Source organism: Streptomyces sp. 2-1 (assembly GCF_048564895.1).
GTDB classification, from domain to species: Bacteria; Actinomycetota; Actinomycetes; order Streptomycetales; family Streptomycetaceae; genus Streptomyces; species Streptomyces phaeochromogenes.
This window is the reverse complement of the sequence record NZ_CP183383.1, coordinates 10,989,207-11,005,994: the sequence shown is the minus strand read 5'-3', so window position 1 is coordinate 11,005,994 and position 16,788 is coordinate 10,989,207. Positions and strand designations below refer to the sequence as shown.

16 protein-coding genes are annotated in these 16,788 nt (G+C 68.7%); 9 read left to right on the top strand and 7 right to left on the bottom strand.

Translation table 11 applies throughout. The features are described from left to right. Nucleotides 1-318: 318 nt before the first annotated feature. Entirely contained in the window at nt 319-915 is a 597-nt protein-coding gene (locus ACN20J_RS48095; protein WP_419668600.1) for an NADPH-dependent FMN reductase, read from the bottom strand. 112 nt (nt 916-1,027) lie between these two features. Between ACN20J_RS48095 and ACN20J_RS48090 the strand changes: the two genes are divergently transcribed. The 4 genes from ACN20J_RS48090 to ACN20J_RS48075 all read left to right on the top strand — a co-directional run bounded on the left by ACN20J_RS48090 (nt 1,028) and on the right by ACN20J_RS48075 (nt 7,067). Next, nucleotides 1,028-1,867 (top strand): helix-turn-helix domain-containing protein, encoded by an 840-nt coding sequence (locus ACN20J_RS48090; RefSeq protein WP_419668599.1) that lies wholly within the window; start codon nt 1,028-1,030, stop codon nt 1,865-1,867. Between the two features lie 318 nt (nt 1,868-2,185). Next, a complete protein-coding gene (locus tag ACN20J_RS48085; protein WP_419668598.1) occupies nt 2,186-5,479 on the top strand; it encodes a GH92 family glycosyl hydrolase in 3,294 nt (1,097 codons plus the stop codon). A gap of 259 nt (nt 5,480-5,738) precedes the next feature. Continuing rightward, nucleotides 5,739-6,122 (top strand): hypothetical protein, encoded by a 384-nt coding sequence (locus ACN20J_RS48080; protein WP_189842387.1) that lies wholly within the window; start codon nt 5,739-5,741, stop codon nt 6,120-6,122. Nucleotides 6,123-6,371: 249 nt separating this feature from the next. After that, a complete protein-coding gene (locus tag ACN20J_RS48075) occupies nt 6,372-7,067 on the top strand; it encodes an alpha/beta fold hydrolase (RefSeq protein ID WP_419668597.1) in 696 nt (231 codons plus the stop codon). Between the two features lie 65 nt (nt 7,068-7,132). On the opposite strand, the gene ACN20J_RS48070 is transcribed toward ACN20J_RS48075, so the two are convergent. After that, nucleotides 7,133-7,723, bottom strand: a complete 591-nt coding sequence (locus ACN20J_RS48070; RefSeq protein ID WP_364181140.1) for a cupin domain-containing protein — start codon at nt 7,721-7,723, stop codon at nt 7,133-7,135. Nucleotides 7,724-7,810: 87 nt separating this feature from the next. Then, nucleotides 7,811-8,422: a TetR/AcrR family transcriptional regulator C-terminal domain-containing protein gene (locus ACN20J_RS48065; RefSeq protein ID WP_364181137.1), complete on the bottom strand. Its 612-nt coding sequence runs from the start codon at nt 8,420-8,422 to the stop codon at nt 7,811-7,813. Nucleotides 8,423-8,516: 94 nt separating this feature from the next. On the opposite strand from ACN20J_RS48065, the gene ACN20J_RS48060 reads away from it, so the two are divergent. The 3 genes from ACN20J_RS48060 to ACN20J_RS48050 all read left to right on the top strand — a co-directional run bounded on the left by ACN20J_RS48060 (nt 8,517) and on the right by ACN20J_RS48050 (nt 11,445). Beyond that, the gene (locus tag ACN20J_RS48060; RefSeq protein ID WP_419668596.1) at nt 8,517-9,995 is read left to right on the top strand and encodes an FAD-dependent monooxygenase; all 1,479 of its coding nucleotides are present in this window, start codon (nt 8,517-8,519) and stop codon (nt 9,993-9,995) included. A gap of 16 nt (nt 9,996-10,011) precedes the next feature. After that, a complete protein-coding gene (locus ACN20J_RS48055; RefSeq protein WP_419668595.1) occupies nt 10,012-10,767 on the top strand; it encodes an SDR family oxidoreductase in 756 nt (251 codons plus the stop codon). Nucleotides 10,768-10,950: 183 nt separating this feature from the next. Further along, nucleotides 10,951-11,445 carry a GNAT family N-acetyltransferase gene (locus ACN20J_RS48050; protein WP_419668594.1) on the top strand — a complete coding sequence of 165 codons (495 nt, stop codon included), beginning with the start codon at nt 10,951-10,953 and terminating at the stop codon, nt 11,443-11,445. Nucleotides 11,446-11,645: 200 nt separating this feature from the next. Here the strand turns inward: ACN20J_RS48050 and ACN20J_RS48045 are convergent, their stop codons facing one another. From ACN20J_RS48045 to ACN20J_RS48030, 4 genes are all read right to left on the bottom strand, one after another. After that, complete coding sequence (locus ACN20J_RS48045) at nt 11,646-12,593, bottom strand: alpha/beta hydrolase fold domain-containing protein (protein WP_419668593.1); 948 nt, start codon at nt 12,591-12,593, stop codon at nt 11,646-11,648. Nucleotides 12,594-12,681: 88 nt separating this feature from the next. Next, nucleotides 12,682-13,074 (bottom strand): RidA family protein, encoded by a 393-nt coding sequence (locus ACN20J_RS48040; RefSeq protein WP_246575558.1) that lies wholly within the window; start codon nt 13,072-13,074, stop codon nt 12,682-12,684. Nucleotides 13,075-13,169: 95 nt separating this feature from the next. Next, the gene (locus ACN20J_RS48035; protein WP_419668592.1) at nt 13,170-13,979 is read right to left on the bottom strand and encodes a class II aldolase/adducin family protein; all 810 of its coding nucleotides are present in this window, start codon (nt 13,977-13,979) and stop codon (nt 13,170-13,172) included. A 136-nt stretch (nt 13,980-14,115) separates the two neighbouring features. Beyond that, entirely contained in the window at nt 14,116-14,565 is a 450-nt protein-coding gene (locus ACN20J_RS48030) for an Lrp/AsnC family transcriptional regulator (RefSeq protein WP_189842396.1), read from the bottom strand. Nucleotides 14,566-14,728: 163 nt separating this feature from the next. Here ACN20J_RS48030 and ACN20J_RS48025 point away from each other — a divergent pair, with 163 nt between their 5' ends. Together ACN20J_RS48025 and ACN20J_RS48020 are read left to right on the top strand one after the other, a co-directional pair. Further along, on the top strand, nt 14,729-15,880 hold the full coding sequence (locus ACN20J_RS48025) for an acyl-CoA dehydrogenase family protein (RefSeq protein ID WP_419668591.1): 1,152 nt from the start codon (nt 14,729-14,731) through the stop codon (nt 15,878-15,880). A 91-nt stretch (nt 15,881-15,971) separates the two neighbouring features. Next, nucleotides 15,972-16,733 (top strand): SDR family NAD(P)-dependent oxidoreductase, encoded by a 762-nt coding sequence (locus ACN20J_RS48020; protein ID WP_189842398.1) that lies wholly within the window; start codon nt 15,972-15,974, stop codon nt 16,731-16,733. The last annotated feature ends 55 nt before the right edge of the window (nt 16,734-16,788 follow it).

Below are 16,788 nucleotides of genomic sequence, written 5' to 3'. Positions count from 1 at the left end.
CGAACGCATCGCCTCGACAGCGAGAACACCGGCCGCACGGACATCCTGTTACTCGCCAAGCCACTTGCCGAGCTGGGTGTGGCTCGCCTCCGTAGTTCAGGGCGCGGGTTTGCGGACTGCCTCGGCGCCCTTGGGCCTCAGCAGATGTGCGCAAGCACCTGCGCGGTGAGGAGTACCTGCTCCAGGAGTGGAGACCGGCACTCCTCGGTGGGCTGCGCCGGTCGGACGGACCGGCTCTGATGCTCATCTGCACGTGCGCGCCGGTCTGCCCAAGACCCAGGAGGTGGCGCCCCACGTCGGCGTGCGTCGCGGCCGTGCTCAGGCCGGGTAAGGGGCAGCCTCGCGTGCCGACTTGAGCGCACCTGCCCACCAGGCCAGCTGGTCGAGGAGTGTCTTGGCATATCCGGGGGTCTCGGGGTCGAGCGGACGGCCGTCCTGCCATGCCGTGAAGTAGTTGGGGAAGGCGAGACCGTCGCGGATCGTCACGGCATGCAGTTCCGTCAGCACGTTCTCCAGGTGCAGGACAGCGTGACGGCCGCCCGCCGCGCCCCCGTAGCTGACGAAGGCGACAGGCTTGGCCGTCCACTGGGTGAAGTGCCAGTCGATGGCCGCTTTCAAGGACGCGGGGTAGCTGTGGTTGTACTCGGGTGTGACGACGACGAACGCGTCCGCGCTCTCGAGTGCGGTGGTCAGGTGCCTCATCCCGGCCGGGCGAGGGTAGTCGTCGCCGGCGTACTTCGGCGATGCCGCGGGCAGGGACAGCGGGATCTCGACGTCGGCCAGATCGACGACGTCGACGTCGAAACCGCCGTGCGACTCGGCCTGTTCAGCCAACCAGGACGCCACCACCGGACCGAACCGCCCTTCGCGGACGCTCGCCACGATGACCACCAGCTTGTGTGTGTTGTTCTCCATGCCCACCACCATCGGGCCGGCCCTCGGCCGCAGCCAGGCCGAGCTCAGGCTGGCCCCCGCAGGGCCCCCTTGAGCCCGCCACGACCGGTCCGGCCCGGCCTATCCTCAAGACATGGGTACGCCGTTGGGAGACTTCATCCGGAGCAAGCGCGACAGTGTCCAGCCGGAGACACTCGGCCTCCCGGATCGGGGCCGCCGCCGCTCACCGGGGCTACGCCGCACGGATCTCGCGGCGCGCGCCGGCATCAGTGTCGAATACCTGACCCGCATCGAGCAGGGCCGCGACCGCAATCCCTCGGTGGCGGTGGTGAACGCTCTCGCCGACGCCCTCAGCCTCTCCCCCGCCGAGCGCGGCCACCTGCGTTACCTCACGAAGATCACGGGCGGAGAGTGCAACGCCCACACCCGACCCGCACCCCCGCCCCGGCATGTGCGAGACGCCGTTCGGCAGACGCTCCGCCTCCTCGAACCAGGCATCGCCGTGGTGACCAACCGGCTGGGTGACATCCTCGCCCACACCTCCGCGTACCAGTCGGTGACGAACGGCAGCGGACTGCTCGACACCGAAGCCCCGAACCTCACCCGCTACGTCTTCACCGACCCCCGCGCCCGCGCCTTCTTCACAGACTGGGACGACATCGCCGACGAGCAGACATTCGACCTGTGGCTCGCCCCGTCCGTCGAGAGCTCCGAGTGGTTCACCACGGAACTCGCGCCCCTTGCCGGCCCTGAACTGACCCGGCGCCTGAACCGGCACGTCGTTCCGCAACGCGGAGTCCTCCGACTCAGCCATCCAGCCGGATGCGAGCTTCGGCTGCTGCGGGAGACACTCGAACTCCCCACTGACGCCCAGCAGTTGACCGTCCTTCTCCCCGCGGACGACGAGACCGCCGAGGCCGTCGAACAACTCCGCCGCAGGAGCCGGAGCAGCACGCTGCGGGCCATCTCCTGACGTGTGCCAGGCGAGGTGCTCGACAGGCCGGCGAACCTCACACGGTGTCTCGCAGCTGCCCGCCGCCAGGGAACCGGGAGAGTGCCGCGAGCTGCTGCAGCAACCTTTCGTACCACTCCCGATCCCCCAAGTGCCAGTTCTTCACCCTGCCCGAAGGCGCAGAGGACGACGGCACGTCGGCCCAGGCTTCCGTTCGCACCGACCGATAGGCGAACTCAACCGCACCCACCGGTGTTTGGACCATTGACAGCGATCCGGTCGGCATGGCAGGTTCTCGGTCTGTCCAGCCGAGACAACGTTGTCAAGGAGGTCTGCCCGATGCGGCTGTCCGTCAGACGGATAACGGCCCGCGCAATCACCGCAGGCGTCAGCTTGCTTATCCCAGGGCTGCTGTTCGGGGGTGTGCTGCCGCCCGTCGCGGCCGCCGCGGAGCCGGTCTCCGACCCCGCCGCACTGGTGAATCCCTTCATCGGCACGCAGAACTTCGGGAACACCTTCCCGGGGGCCGCCGCCCCGTTCGGGATGGTCCAGGTCAGCCCGGACACCGGCGGGCAGGGCGGGTACGACTACCAGCAGGACAAGATCCACGGGTTCAGCCAGACCCACCTGTCCGGGGTCGGCTGCGGTGTCTCCGGAGAGCTGCCCATCATGCCGACGACCGGCGCGGTCGACAGCGTGAACCCGGACACGTACCGCTCCAAGTACTCGCACGACGACGAGGAAGCCACCCCCGGCTACTACCGGGTGGGCCTGTCGACGTACGACATCGATGCCGAGCTGACCGCCACGAAGCGCACCGGCTGGCAGCGGTACACCTTCCCGGCCACCGGCGCGGCGAATGTGCTGTTCAACACCGGCAAGGCCAACCAGAACGTGTTCGACTCCGAGGTGCACGTGGTCGGGGACCGGACGGTGGAGGGGCGGGTGCGTGCCGGAGGGTTCTGCGCCGGGAAGGACAAGCACACCGTCTACTTCACCGCCACCTTCGACCGGCCCTTCAAGGATCACGGCACCTGGCGCGGCTCAACACCCGAGCCGGGCAAGCGAGATGCCGAAGGAGAGGGCAGCAACGGTGCCTGGGTGACCTTCGACGCGACCGACGACCGGGACGCCGTCGTGAAGGTCGGCCTGTCGTACACCGGCATGGACGGTGCCCGTAAGAACCTCGCGGAGGAGACCGGGGACTCGTACGACTTCGACGCCACGCGCGCCGCGCTGCGCGCCACCTGGGAGAAGCAGCTCTCCTCGATCAAGGTCGGCGGAGGGACTCCAGAACGGCAGAAGGTGTTCTACAGCGCCCTGTACCACGCGCAGTTGCACCCGAACCTGGCCGGTGACGTGGACGGCCGCTACACGGGGTTCGACGGCGCGGTGCACACCGCCTCCGACTTCACGCCGTATCAGAACCTGTCGCTGTGGGACACCTACCGGCCGCAGAACCAGCTGCTGGAGATGGTGGAGCCACGCGTCGCCCGGGACGTCGCGCTGTCGGTCCTCGCGATCGGCAAGGACGGCGGGTGGCTGCCCCGGTGGGCCCTCGCCAACAGCGAGACCAACATCATGACCGGTGACCCCGTGACGCCGTTCCTCGTCGAGGCATGGTCGAAGGGCATGCTGGCCGGGCACGAGGACGAGGCGTACGCGCTGCTGAAGAAGAACGCGACCAGCACCCCGCCCGCAGACTCCCCGTACAACGGCCGCTCCGGCGTGGACCAGTACAGCAAGCGCGGCTACGTCCCCTCCGGCCTGGAGCTCAAGAAGGACTGTGCGGACAAGGGCGGCGACAACGACTGCACCCACCCGGCTTCGGCGACCCTGGAGTACTCGGCGGCGGACGCGTCACTGGCCCTGATGGCCAAGGGGCTCGGGCACGGCTCCGACGCGCGGATGTTCGCGGCTCGCGGCCAGTGGTACCGCAACCTGTGGGACTCCTCGATCGGCCAGTTCCGGCCCCGCACGACCGCGGGGACGTGGCTGACGCCGTACGACCCGGTCGAAGCGGGCCACCAGTTCCATGAGGGCGGCGCCTACCAGTACCAGTGGCTCGTGCCGCAGGATCCCGCCGGTCTCGTCGATCTGATGGGCGGCCGGAAGGCCACGGAGAAGCGGCTCGACTCCTTCTTCGCCTACGACAAGCTGCTCACCGACCCTGAGGGCACGGCGCGCAACGACTGGATCTCCCAGCCGTACGACTACTACGGCAAGCCGACCTACAACCCGAACAACGAGCCTGATCTGCACGCGCCTTACATGTATCTGTGGGCGGGCGCGCCGGCGAAGACGGCGACCGTGGTGCGCGCCGCGATGACCCTGTTCACCAACGGGCCCGACGGCATGACCGGCAACGACGACCTGGGCACCATGTCGGCCTGGTACGTGTTCTCCTCGCTCGGCCTCTACCCGACGATGAGCGGCGGCGACTTCCTGGCGCTGTCCAGTCCGCAGTTCGACTCCGCGGCCATCACGATCGGCCGGTACGGGAAGCGGCAGGGCGGCACACTGACGATCAAGGCGCCGGGCGCGAGCGACACCAACCGGTACGTACAGGATGTGTCGTTGGACGGCCGGGACGTACGGCGCACCTGGCTGGACTGGGACAAGGTGTCGCGCGGCGGCACCCTGGTCCACCGGCTCGGCACGAAGCCGTCGGCCTGGGGTACCGGTGCGGGTGCCCAGCCGCCGTCGGTCAATCAGGCGGACGCCGACGGGCGGCGGCAGCTGGACGCGTCCCTGCGGAGCTCCTCCGATGTCGTCCCGGTCGGCGACACGGCCCAGACCGCCCACCTGACCCTGGACGTCCTCGGCCAGGCCCCCGGTGAGCTGCGGGCGTCGGTGAAGGCCAAGGCGCCCACCGGCTGGCAGGTGACGACGACTCCGCGCTCACCGCTGCGGATCCGGTCCCAGCATCTGCCCGTACAGAAGACCGTGTCAGTGAAGGTGACCGTGCCTCCCGGCACCGCCGCCGGGTCCTATCCGGTGCGCTTCACGGTCGAGGCCGACGGGGCGGCTCGGGTCACCCGGGAAGCCACTGTCGAGGTTCGCCCGGCCGCGAAGTGTGCGACAGCCACGGACAAGCAGTGCGCGGTGGACCTGAGCAAGGACATGGCGCACGACGGGACGGCCACCACGGACAATCCCGGTCAGGGTGACTTCGACGGGTCCGGCTGGAGTTACGACGCCGGTCTCCTTCCGGCCGCCGGTCCTGTCACCTGGGACGGCGTGACGTACGAGGCACCGGATCCGACGGGGACCGCGGCGAACTTCGTCGAGGCCCGCGGCCAGACACTGCTCCTGCCCACACGCAGCCACGGCACCCTTCGCCTGGTGGCGGCGTCGCACAACGGGCCGGTGACGACCGCGCTGACCGTCCGATACACCGACGGCAGCAGTTCCGAGGTCCCGCTCAAGGTCGGTGACTGGGCCGGCCAGGCCCCCGAAGGCACCACCGTCGTCCTCGACATGCCCCACCGGATCAAGGCCGGCCAGGGCGTCGACGGGCCGCCGGTGCGGCTGTTCGGCAGTTCCGTCGAGCTGAACGACGCCAAGGAGATGCGCTCGTTGACGCTCCCGGACGATCCTCGGATCGAGGTGTACGCGATCACGCTGTCGTAGGCGGCTTGCGCAGCCAGCCGTCGGAAGCCCTCCCCCAGCCCCCCATCCGCCTCCGCTCCAGCCTGTCGGCCGGAGCGGAGGCGGGGGCTTTTCCTGTCTCGGGGGCGGTTGAGTAGTGGTTACTCATGCCATGCCGCAGCGGCACACGGCACTGTCGCTACTGGCTCGTCGGGCCTGACAAAGCCTTCCTGTAGGGGCGAGCTGTTCACGTGCATGCTCAGCGGAGCAGTGCGCAGTCGGCATTGATCAGGAGGCAGGTATGAGAGGCAAGTTACGACGCAGAGGGGCCATGGCCGCGGTGGTCGCGGCACTGAGTGCTGCTGGGATGGTTCTGTCGACCGCGTCCGCTTCGGCGGCTGCGTCAGCGTCCGTGCTGCTCAGGGTGGAGGTCGGGGCGGCTGTCTTCAACGGCCGCAACCTGGCCTCCGGCACGGTCGGAGTCCCGGACCTCTGGTCCGGGGATGTGCTCCTCGCCACCTGCTGGAACACCGGCGAGAACCTCGGCGGAGGAAACCGGTGGTACCTCACCGTCTACGAACGCTACAACCACCTCAACGGACTCGAGCTGACGGTGACCGGGTGGACGTACGCGCCGTTCGTGGACAACAGCGCCGCATCCAATGGCGCCATCACGCACTGCTGACCGGATGAGCACTGCTCCCTTTCCGACTTGAAGTTGCTGGTCAGCGATCCAGCGCGCCTTCGGTGCGCGCCCAGGGTGTGGTCAATCCCGTGGCGCGCACCGAAGGTGTTTCTGTGCGCGCTGCATGCGGGGACGGACGACGTTTGCCTATTGGGCAAATTAAATCGCCCCACGGGTTGACCCAGTGTGTCACTCAGCCGATCCTGGGTGCATCCGCAGGGACCCGCGACTCGCAGGAGGAAGAGCAAAATGGCGACGTTCGTACTGATCCACGGTTCCTGGGGTGGAGGCTGGGTCTGGGACCGTATGCGGCCCGTCCTGGAAGAGGCCGGCCACCGTGTTCTGACTCCCACGCTCACCGGGTTCGCCGAGAAACACGATCTGTCCCGGCCGGAGGTGGGGCTCTCCGCCAATGTCCAGGAGATCGCCGACCTGCTGACCTCCGAGGAGATCGGCGACGCGATTCTCGTGGGCCACAGCTACGGCGGCATGGTCATCACCGGGGTGGCGGCCTTTGTCCCGGATCGCATCAGCCAGGTCGTGTACGTCGACGCCTTCGCCCCCACCACCGGCGAGTCGGCCTTCACGGTGCTGCCATGGCTGGCCGACGCGTTCGTGGCCCCCGAGGGAGGCCCGGACTGGGAGGTCGCCCCGCTGGACCCGCGTGCGCTCGGCGCCGACGAGGACGGCGCCACCTGGATGGAGGGCCGCCTGACCCCGATGCCTCGCCTCACCCATGCCGAGCCGCTGGGACCCGGCAGCGAGGACGTCCTCGACGGCAAGCAGGTGACCTACATCCACTGCGCGGCCCAGGAGTTCTTCAACGACACCGCTGCCGCCGTGACCAAGCGCGGGTTCCGCGTTGTCACCCTCACCGAGGTCACTCACGTCGAGGTGCTGGTGCAACCGCAGGTCCTGGCCCGCGAACTGCTGCTGCTTCTCTGACCGATTACCCCTCTGACCGGATCACTTCTCCGACCGGATCGCGTCCCTCACCGGCCGGTGATCGGTCAGCGCCGGGACTTCGCTGACGGAACCGGGTGATGCATCGGCATCGTCGCGGCAGTCGACGCGACCAGCACGGTGGCGGGCTTCTCGCTCTTGTTGGTCAACCGGTGGACCTTCGACGAGTCGAAGTGAAGCGAATCGCCGGAACTCAGGGTGATGTCCCTGCCTTCCAAGCGGAAAAGGACCTCGCCCGACAGGACGTGCAGCCACTCTTCGCCCGCATGCTTGGCGTCCTTGGTCGACTTTCCGGGCTCCACCTCGACACGGATGACGGCGATCGTCGACCCCGGGCCGCTCAGGACGGTGTACTGCCCGTCCTGCCCGGGGTGCTCGACCGCATCGTCGGCTCGTACGAGGTGGTAGTCCTCCGGCTCCTGCTCCTGGATCAGCTCGCTCACCGAGATCCCGTACACCCGGGCGATCTGCAGGAGGCTGCCGATCGACGGCTGCCGGTGCCCCTTCTCCAGGCGGGAGAGGTGGGTGACGGAAATACCGGTCTGCTCGGACAAGGTCACCAGCGTGATGCCGCGCTCGCTGCGCAGATCCTTCAGCCGATGACCCACCCAAGCGTCTAGCTCGTTCTCGTGCGCCATGCTCGTAACATACACACCTCATAGACAAAGCATGTTGCCGGGTTGGCAAACACCGTGGGACCGGTCAGCCGGTGCGGCAGGCCTCCCTCACCGGCCGGCGAGGATCGCGGCCACCCCGGATTCGAACCGCTCGTCGAAGGACGTCGGCGCGAGATGTCCGGCCACGCGATGGAGGGAGGGATAGGCCGTCTCGGAGATCACTCCGGCCAGGATGTCGCCCAGCGGGCGCTGGCCAACCGCCTGCTCCTCCTGCGTGAGACCCAGGGTGAAGTAGATGACCGCCCACGCCGTCCACGCGGCCTCGCGGTCACCTGGGCCGCACTTCAGCAGCGCCTCCACCAGGGCCTCCGCGAAGCGCAGGGTGTGCGGCTCGGCGGCGTAGGTACCCACCACCAGTGCGGCACCGTCGCGATGGGACAGCAAGGCGCGGCGGTAGCGGCGGGTCAACTCGCGGGCGCGTTCCTCGGGGTCGGCCGGCAGGTCGGTCAGCGGGATTTCGCCGAGTACGGCGTCGGCCATGAGCTCCAGCATTCGGGCCTTGGTCTTCACATGCCACTGCACGGTGTTGATCCGCACGCCGAGGCGGTCGGCGACCGCTCTCGTGGACACCGCGTCCAGGCCCTTCTCGTCCAGGAGGCTCAGTGCCGCACGAATCACCGTGGCCGGAGCCAGCCGGTCCCCCTGTTGCTTATTGGTCACTGACCTAGTTTACTGCATGGCAACCCCTAGGTCACCGACCTAGAACCGTTGCGACATCAGACCCCTGGTCGCCGACCAAGAAAAGGGTGATCGTATGGAGACACAGCAGGTCGTCATCGCCGGAGGCGGCCCCGTCGGGCTCTGGCTCGCCGCCGAACTGCGGCTGAACGGCATCTCCGTCACCGTCCTGGAAGCACGCACCGACATCGACCAGCGCTCCAAGGCGCTCACCGTGCACCCGCGCGGCGTCGAGGTGCTGGCCTCACGCGGGATCCACCAGCGGTTCATCGACGAGAGCCTGAGGATCTCCAACGGCCACTTCGCCAACCTGTCCAACCGGCTCGACTTCTCCGTCCTGGACACCCCGTTCCCGTACACCCTGTTCATCCCCCAGGCCCGCACCGAGGCGCTCTTCGAGGAGTACGCCCGCGGGCTCGGCGCCACCATCCGGCGCGGGCACCGGGTCACCGGCTTCACCGAGCACGCGGACTCGGTGACCGTGCAGGTGGAGGGTCCGCAGGGACCGTACGAGATCGGGGCCGAGTACATCGCCGGCTGCGACGGCACCAAGAGCACCGTGCGCGAGGCCGGAGGCATCGACTTCCCCGGCACGCCCTCCACCTGTCTCGGCTGGCTCGGCGACGTCCTCCTCGACAACCCGCCGGCGCCCGGCTTCAGCCGCTTCAACGAGCGTGGCGGGCTGATGGTCGTGCCGCTGCCCGACAAGCAGTGGCGCGTCGTCGGCACCAGCCCCGACAGCATGACCGCCGAGTGGCCCGGCGACCTGACGTTGGACGAACTGCGGCAGAAGGCCATCGACATCGCCGGGGACGACTTCGGCATGCGCGACCCGTCCTGGCTCTCCCGCTTCGGCAACGCCACCCGGCTGGCCACCCACTACCGGCGCGGCCGCGTCGTGCTCGCGGGCGACGCCGCCCACCAGCACTTCCCCACCGGCGGCGTGGGCATGAACGTCGGCTTTCAGGACGCCTTCAACCTCGGCTGGAAGCTGGCCGCGACGATCGACGGCTGGGCCTCGGACGGGCTGCTGGACACCTACCACTCCGACCGCTACCCGGTCGGCGAGCAGCTGATGGAGCACAGCCGCGCCCAGACCTACCTGTTCCACGCCTTCACGCCCGAGGGGCTCGCCCTTCGCGATCTGCTCAGCCGGATGGTCCCCGAGTCACGGCAGTTCAGCGACTTTCTGGCCGGCCGACTCACCGCGCTCGACGTCGCCTACCCGAGCACCGACCCGACGGCCCACCCGGTGACCGGCACCCGCGCCCCCGACCTCCCCCTCACCGCCTCGGAGAACACGCTGTTCGGCGCGCTGCGCGCGAACTCGTACCTCCTTCTCGACCTCACGGCCGACGGTGTGCTCGCCGACCGCGCCCAGGAACGGATCACCGTGCACGGCGGGGCGCCCGACCGGACGCGGGACGCCTGGCAGGACGTACGCGCCGCCCTGATCCGGCCCGACGGGCATGTCACGTGGGCCTGGACGGAGGAGGACGACACCAAGCTGGGGGCGCAGGTGGACGCGGTCGTCAGCACGGCGCTCGGCCGCTAGAAGGGGGACCGGAGTCATGGATCTCGGACTGAAGGACCGGGTGTACGTCGTCACCGGCGGCACGCGCGGGCTGGGCTACGCCGTCGCGCGCGAACTGGTCGCCGACGGGGCCAAGGCGGTCGTCACCGGCCGCGACGAGAAGCGCGCCGCCGAGGCGGCGGCCGAGCTGGGGCCGAACGCGGCCGGAGTCGGCGTGGACAACTCCGACCCGCAGGCGCCGCAGCAACTGATCGCCACCGCACGGGAGTTGTTCGGCGGCTTCGACGGCATCCTCGTCAGCGTCGGCGGACCGCCCGCGGGCAACGTCGCGGACAACACCGACGAACAGTGGCAGGCGGCGTTCGAGTCGGTGTTCCTGGGCGCGGTACGGCTCGCCCGCGCGGCCTCCGCGGAACTGGAGGACGGGGGTTCCATCGGGTTCGTCCTGTCCAGCACGGCGTACGAGCCGGCCCCCGGGATGGCCATCTCCAACGGACTGCGGCCCGGACTCGCCGGGTTCGCCAAGTCACTCGCGGACGAGCTGGGCCCGCGCGGCATCCGCGTCTTCGGGCTGCTCCCGGGGCGGATCGCCACGGATCGCATGCGCGAGCTGGACGGGCTGTCCCCCGATCCCGAGAGCCGGAGGGCCGCCAACGAGTCCGGGATTCCGCTACGGCGGTACGGGGCGCCGGAGGAGTTCGGGCGCGCGGGAGCGTTCCTGCTGTCGCCGGCGGCTTCCTACGTGACCGGGGTGATGCTGTCGGTGGACGGCGGGGCCCGGCGCGGTTTCTGACGTCGTTCGACCAGAGGGTGCGGGGCGCCTACACAGCTCCCCGTGCCCTTTGCCCGTCGGTCCCCTGCCCGGACCTCCGCTGCGCAACCGCTGCCGTAGATCGTCATGTGCCCCTGGCCTTGGGGCTGTCTGCCAACGAAAAACTCAGGTGGCCCCAGCGCACGCTCTGGGTAGAGTCGGGTAATGCCCGAGCTGAAGCGGCTGGATGCCGGCCACGCCCCGGCGGTCCTGGCCTTCGAGCTGGCGAACCGCGCCTACTTCGCTGCCTCGGTCTCCGACCGCGGTGACGACTTCTTCGACCAGTTCACCGACCGGTACAACGCCTCGCTGGCCGAGCAGGAGTCCGGCGTCTGCGCCTTCTACGTGCTCGTCGCCGAGGACGGCTCGGTACTCGGCAGGTTCAACCTGTACGACTTGGAGGACGGCACCGCCAGACTCGGCTACCGGGTCGCGGAGCGGGTCGCCGGCCGCGGCGTGGCGACCGCGACCGTCCGGGAGCTGTGCCGGACGGCGGCAGCCATGTACGGCCTGCGCACACTGCGGGCGGCCACCTCCCACGACAACGCCGCGTCCCAGAACGTCTTGACCAAGGCCGGGTTCGTAGCGGTTGGCCCTGCCACCCCGGCCGATCTCGGCGGCAAGTCAGGCACCTGGTACCAGCGCGACCTCCAGCCATAAGCCTTGAGTCCACCCGGGACTGCATGCAGCACCTGTTCGGCCGGGGCCAGCCAGGGTTGCCATGTCCTACTGGTCGGCCAACCGCGAACGATCGCAGGGGCGCCCTGACCTGGCCCCTCCGACAAGAGCAGCTTCAACTACGCGGGACGGTCAAGGTGGATGCCGGCAAGGTCCGGCTCCACATCGCTGTGCCGGGGAAATCAGGCGGAGTTGGCGTCAGACCCGCCCGCGAGCAGCGCGCGCCACCGGTCGACGATGTCGTCGACCCCCGCGTCACCCTCGGGAATGAGGTCGCCCAGCACGGGAAAGTCGTGGACCTGACCGGCGACGCGGAACAGGGATACGTGGACCCCGGCCGCTTGCAGGGCGCGGGCGTACTCCTCCCCGGCGTCACGGAGTGGGTCGTACTCGGCTGTGACGACCAGGGCAGCAGGCGTGCCCGCCAGATCGGTGGCGGCGGCCGGGGACAGTTGAGGGTCCGACAGGTCCTGGCCAGGGGCGTAGAGGCTGATCCAGTGCTCGAATTCGCTCGTCGACACGAAGTAGCCCTTGGCGAACTCGACATAGGATCCACGGCGGTCGGCGAGGTTCACTGGCGCGCAGATGAGCAGTTGAGCACGTACCGTGAACTCCTCCGTGGACCGCGAGGCCTGTGCGACGACCGCGGCGAGATTACCCCCGGCGCTGTCACCGCCGACGAGGATCCCTGGACCGCCGGCGTTGAGTTCGGCGGCGTTCCGGCTGAGCCAGGCCGCTGCGGCGAGTGCGTCCTCGATGGCGGCGGGGTACGGATTCTCCGGTGCCAGCCGGTAGTCGACGTTCACCACCACTCCCCCGCTGCGGGCGGAGAGCTTGCGGCACAGGGCGTCCGAGGTGCTGAGCCCGCCGACCGACCATCCGCCGCCGTGGAAGTACAGCAGTGGCGGCAGGTCAGCACCGCCACCCTCCGGGTGATAGACCCTCGCGGGTACGGTTCCTGACGGCGTCGGGATGTTGACGTCGGACGTGGAGCCGACCCGGTCACCCGTGCCGAAGCTCGCGGCCAGCGTGTCGAGTTGGAGCCGGGCCTGCTGGATGGGGATGTCCGCCAACGACGGGCCGTCCGCGGCCATGTCGATGAGGCGCTGCACGCCAGGGAGAAGCGGCATCAGGACTCCTGTGTCGTGGATGCGTGTCTTGGACGCGTGGATACGCCGAAGGTGGGTGAGCCCGAATCGCGTAGTCGCTCGGCGCGCCTCACCGCAGAACCGCGAACCCGTCGACCTCGATGAGCCACTCGGGCAGGCCGAGCGTCTGCACACCGAGGAAGGTGCTCGCTGACACCGGCCATGTGCCGTCAAAGGCGCGCTGGCCCGCGGCGAAGATGGGGCCGATCAATTCGGGTTTGTGGCCGACGACGTGAATCGTGTTCTTGATCAGATCGTCCGGGGTGGCGCCGGCGGCTTCCAGGGCGGCCCTGAAGTTGCGAAAGGCCTGTTCGGCCTGCGCTTCATGGTCTCCGGGTCCGACGAGGTCGCCGTCGGCATCGAGCGCGACCTGCCCGGCGATCGCGATGAAGCGGCTGCCTGTGGCGATTGCCGCGTGGGTGTAGAGGCCCTGAACCGGGGGCGCGACAGTGTCCGGGTTCACTCGTTGAATTGGCATTGCGTCTCCAGTCTCGTTTCGGGGTCGGCCCACGAGTTGGCGCACACCTCGGCGCCCCGCCGCGACCCCGGCCTGCTCCGTCACTGCAGGACGTCGGGCTCCTCGTCCACCACGAGTCCGGCGAGGAGGTTGAAGTTGTGCCGGGCCATGTTGGCGTTGCTGAACTGCCGGTGGGCCAGGGCGACTTCCTCGTCGCTCATGATCCGCGGCTTGCCCGCCGCGTCGGCCAGCAGTTGCATCTGGCAGGCCCGCTCCATGGTGATGAACCACCAGGCCGCCTCCTCGACGGACCGGCCCGCGGTGAGCAAGCCGTGATGGCGCAGGATCGCCGCCCTGCTGTCTCCCAGCCGCTCGGCGATGCGCTCGCCCTCCGCCTTCTCCAGTACGAGGCCCTTGTACTCGTCGAAGAGCACGTGGTCCCCGGCGAAGGCGCACGATTCCTGGACGATCGGGTCGAGAAGCTTGTTCAGTGAGGCGAAGGCCCGGCCGTGGATCGTATGGGCGTGCGCCACGGCGACCACGTCGGGGCGTGCGTGGTGAATCGAGGAGTGGATCCAGAAGGCGGCCTTGTTGGTGCGGCGATCGCCCTCGACCACCTGTCCCTGCTCGTCGATGAGGAGCAGATCGCTCACCCGGATCTTCGAGAAGTGCACGGCGTACGGGTTGACCCAGAAGCGGTTGGGGAACTCCGGGTCGCGTGCCGTGATGTGTCCCGCGATGCCTTCGTCGAACCCGTACCGCGCGAAGACCCGGAACGCGATCGCGAGCTGTTCCTTGCGGTGCCGGCGTTCGGACTCGACCGACCCCTTCACGTCTGCCAGCTGCGGTATGTCGAGCTCGCCGATGCTGTCCAGATCCTCTGCGCCGGCGCTCTCAGTCGACACGGACATGTGCTCACGCCTCCCTGTTCGGTGCGGTTGGGCCTCCTTCAGCGTGCGCCCGGCAAACCAGGGAAGTCAACCCAGTAGGCAAATCGATGTGCCTGCTGGGCAAATTTTGAGGTCGCGCTTCCACCTACCCCAGGACTCAGCCGTCCCGCCGCCACGCCCCCAGCACCATCAAGGTCTTCGTCCCGATCACCGGCCCCGAGCGGCGCAGTCGGTCGATGACATCCCGCAGATGCTGGACACCGGACACACGGACCCGGACCAGCGCGTCGGGATCCCCGGCCACCGTGAAGACCTCCAGGACCTCCTTGACGCTGGTGGCCGCCATGGTGATCATCTCGACCTTCACGTCACCCGAGAATCTCAGCTCGACGAAGGCCTCGAAGCTGGACCCGAGCTTGCCGTGGTCCAGGACGACCGTGTAGCCCGCGATCACCCCGACCCGTTCGAGGCGGTCGATGCGCCGCTTCACGGCGGAGGGGGACAGGCTGACCTGCTCGGCGATCTCCGTGACCGTCCGCCGGCCGTCCTGTACCAGCAGGTCGATGATCATGCTGTCGACACTGTCGACGTGCTCGGTGCCGGACATGGACACACCTCACTCGCGAGCAGGTTCTTTGCGCAGAACCTTGATCGAACTACCTGGATTTTGCGCGCACGACAAGATCTCAGCAGGTTAATTGCACCCTGGGCAGCGCGCTGTCGACTGTAGTCCCATCCACGAGGACGCGACCGCAGGAGAGGGCTCAGCAGTGAAAGTAGAACGTGAACTGCCATCCCGCGAGGCCCATGACCTGCTGGAACTGGTCACGGACATCGCAGACAAGGAACTGGGGCCACGGGTCGCCGAGTTCGAGGACAAGGGCCGGTTTCCTCGCGAAGTCTTCGGTCTCCTCGGCGAGGTCGGGCTGCTGACTCTGCCGTTCGGTGAGGACATCGGCGGCGGGGGCCAGCCCTACACGGTCTACCTCCAGGTGCTGGAAGAGATCGCCGCTCGCTGGGCCGCGGTGGCCGTCGGCATGAGTGTGCACACGCTGTCCTGTCACCCGGTGACCACGTTCGGCACCGAGGCGCAGCGGGCCGAACTCCTGCCGCGGATGCTGAGCGGCGAGGCCCTGGGCGCGTACTCCCTGTCCGAAGCCCACGCGGGTTCCGATCCCGGGGCGCTGCGCGCGTCCGCCGACCAAGCGCCGCACGGCTGGACCGCACGGGGCACGAAGGCCTGGGTCACACACGGTGGTCAGGCCGACTTCTACACCGTGTTCCTGCGCACCTCTCCTGACGCAGACCGCGGCATCTCGTGCTTCCACGTCGACGCCGACACGGCAGGGCTTGTCGCGGGAACACCGGAACGCAAAATGGGTCTGCGCAGCTCGACCACTGCCGAGATGCGTTTCGAGGACGCGGTCATCCCCGAGGACAGGCTCGTGGGCGCTCCTGGTCAGGGACTGCAGATCGCCTTGTCGGCTCTCGACGCCGGCCGGCTCGGGATCGCCGCGGTCGCCGTCGGTATCGCGCAGGCCGCTCTGGACTACGCCGTCGAATACGCCCGGGAGCGGCAGACGTTCGGGCGACCGGTCATCGAGCACCAAGGCGTCGGATTCCTGCTGGCCGACATGGCCGCAAAAACCGAAGCCGCCCGAGCGACCTACCTGGTCGCCGCACGTCACAAGGACAACGGTCAGCCGTACACCCGGCAGGCCAGTGTCGCCAAGCTGATCGCGACCGACACCGCGATGGCGGTCACGACTGACGCGGTCCAGGTGCTCGGCGGCGCGGGATACGTGCTCGACCACCCGGTGGAACGGTTCATGCGGGAAGCGAAGATCACGCAGATCTTCGAAGGCACCAACCAGATCCAGCGCCTGGTGATCAGCCGTCAACTCGCGGGTCCCGCACGCTGACCACCCGTAACGCCAACCCTTCGCGTCCGGACGCCGCCAACCCTCCTGTCCGGACGCCAACCCTTCATGCCCATACGTAAGGAGAACTGCCGTGCAGTATCGCGATGCCGTAGCTGTCGTCTCCGGCGGCGCTTCCGGCCTCGGGCGTGCCGTGGTCGGGCGGCTGCATTTCGAGGGAGCCACCGTGGTGGTTCTGGACCTGCCCACCGGAACGGGCCGTGAGTTCGCCGACCACCTCGGCAAGCGCGCACATTTCGTACCGGCCGACGTCACGGACGCGTCCGAGGTACGGGCGGCGTTCGCCACGGCCGCCCAACTCGGCACGCTGCGTGTGGCAGTCAACTGCGCCGGGGTGGCCACACCTGGACGGATCATCGGCAGCCGGGGTGTGCTCCCGCTGGACCAGTTCCGCCGCGTGGTCGACATCAACCTCGTAGGGACCTTCAACGTCCTCAGCAACGCCGCCGCGGTGATGGCGGGCAATGACCCCCTCGACGGCGACCGCGGAATCATCGTCTGTACGTCGTCCATCGCCGCGTACGACGGGCAGATCGGTCAGGCCGCGTACGCCGCCAGCAAAGGCGGAGTCGCCTCGCTGACGTTGTCCGCCGCACGGGACCTGGCGGACAAAGGCATCCGCGTGGTCACCGTCGCGCCCGGACTGTTCGACACCCCGCTCATGGCAGGGCTGCCTCAGAAGGCACGTGCGGCGCTTGAGGTCTGCGTGCCCCATCCCTCCAGGCTGGGTGCGCCGGACGAGTTCGGGGCGCTGGTCGAGCACGTCATCGACAACCCCATGCTCAACGGCTGTGTGATCCGCCTCGATGGAGCACTCCGTATGGCACCGCGCTGACACGCAGCGGTGCTTGTGCTGTCCAGTCATCCGCCGGCGCCCCGACCGGCGCATC

Bases quoted from the DNA above. Each gene is read 5' to 3' on its own strand.
- ACN20J_RS48060 (WP_419668596.1), top strand. From the start codon at position 8,517: ATGGAGACACAGCAGGTCGTCATCGCCGGAGGCGGCCCCGTCGGGCTC.
- ACN20J_RS48090 (WP_419668599.1), top strand. From the start codon at position 1,028: ATGGGTACGCCGTTGGGAGACTTCATCCGGAGCAAGCGCGACAGTGTC.
- ACN20J_RS48095 (WP_419668600.1), bottom strand. From the start codon at position 915: ATGGAGAACAACACACACAAGCTGGTGGTCATCGTGGCGAGCGTCCGC.
- ACN20J_RS48045 (WP_419668593.1), bottom strand. From the start codon at position 12,593: ATGCCGCTTCTCCCTGGCGTGCAGCGCCTCATCGACATGGCCGCGGAC.
- ACN20J_RS48085 (WP_419668598.1), top strand. From the start codon at position 2,186: ATGCGGCTGTCCGTCAGACGGATAACGGCCCGCGCAATCACCGCAGGC.
- ACN20J_RS48070 (WP_364181140.1), bottom strand. From the start codon at position 7,723: ATGGCGCACGAGAACGAGCTAGACGCTTGGGTGGGTCATCGGCTGAAG.
- ACN20J_RS48030 (WP_189842396.1), bottom strand. From the start codon at position 14,565: ATGTCCGGCACCGAGCACGTCGACAGTGTCGACAGCATGATCATCGAC.
- ACN20J_RS48050 (WP_419668594.1), top strand. From the start codon at position 10,951: ATGCCCGAGCTGAAGCGGCTGGATGCCGGCCACGCCCCGGCGGTCCTG.
- ACN20J_RS48055 (WP_419668595.1), top strand. From the start codon at position 10,012: ATGGATCTCGGACTGAAGGACCGGGTGTACGTCGTCACCGGCGGCACG.
- ACN20J_RS48075 (WP_419668597.1), top strand. From the start codon at position 6,372: ATGGCGACGTTCGTACTGATCCACGGTTCCTGGGGTGGAGGCTGGGTC.
- ACN20J_RS48080 (WP_189842387.1), top strand. From the start codon at position 5,739: ATGAGAGGCAAGTTACGACGCAGAGGGGCCATGGCCGCGGTGGTCGCG.
- ACN20J_RS48035 (WP_419668592.1), bottom strand. From the start codon at position 13,979: ATGTCCGTGTCGACTGAGAGCGCCGGCGCAGAGGATCTGGACAGCATC.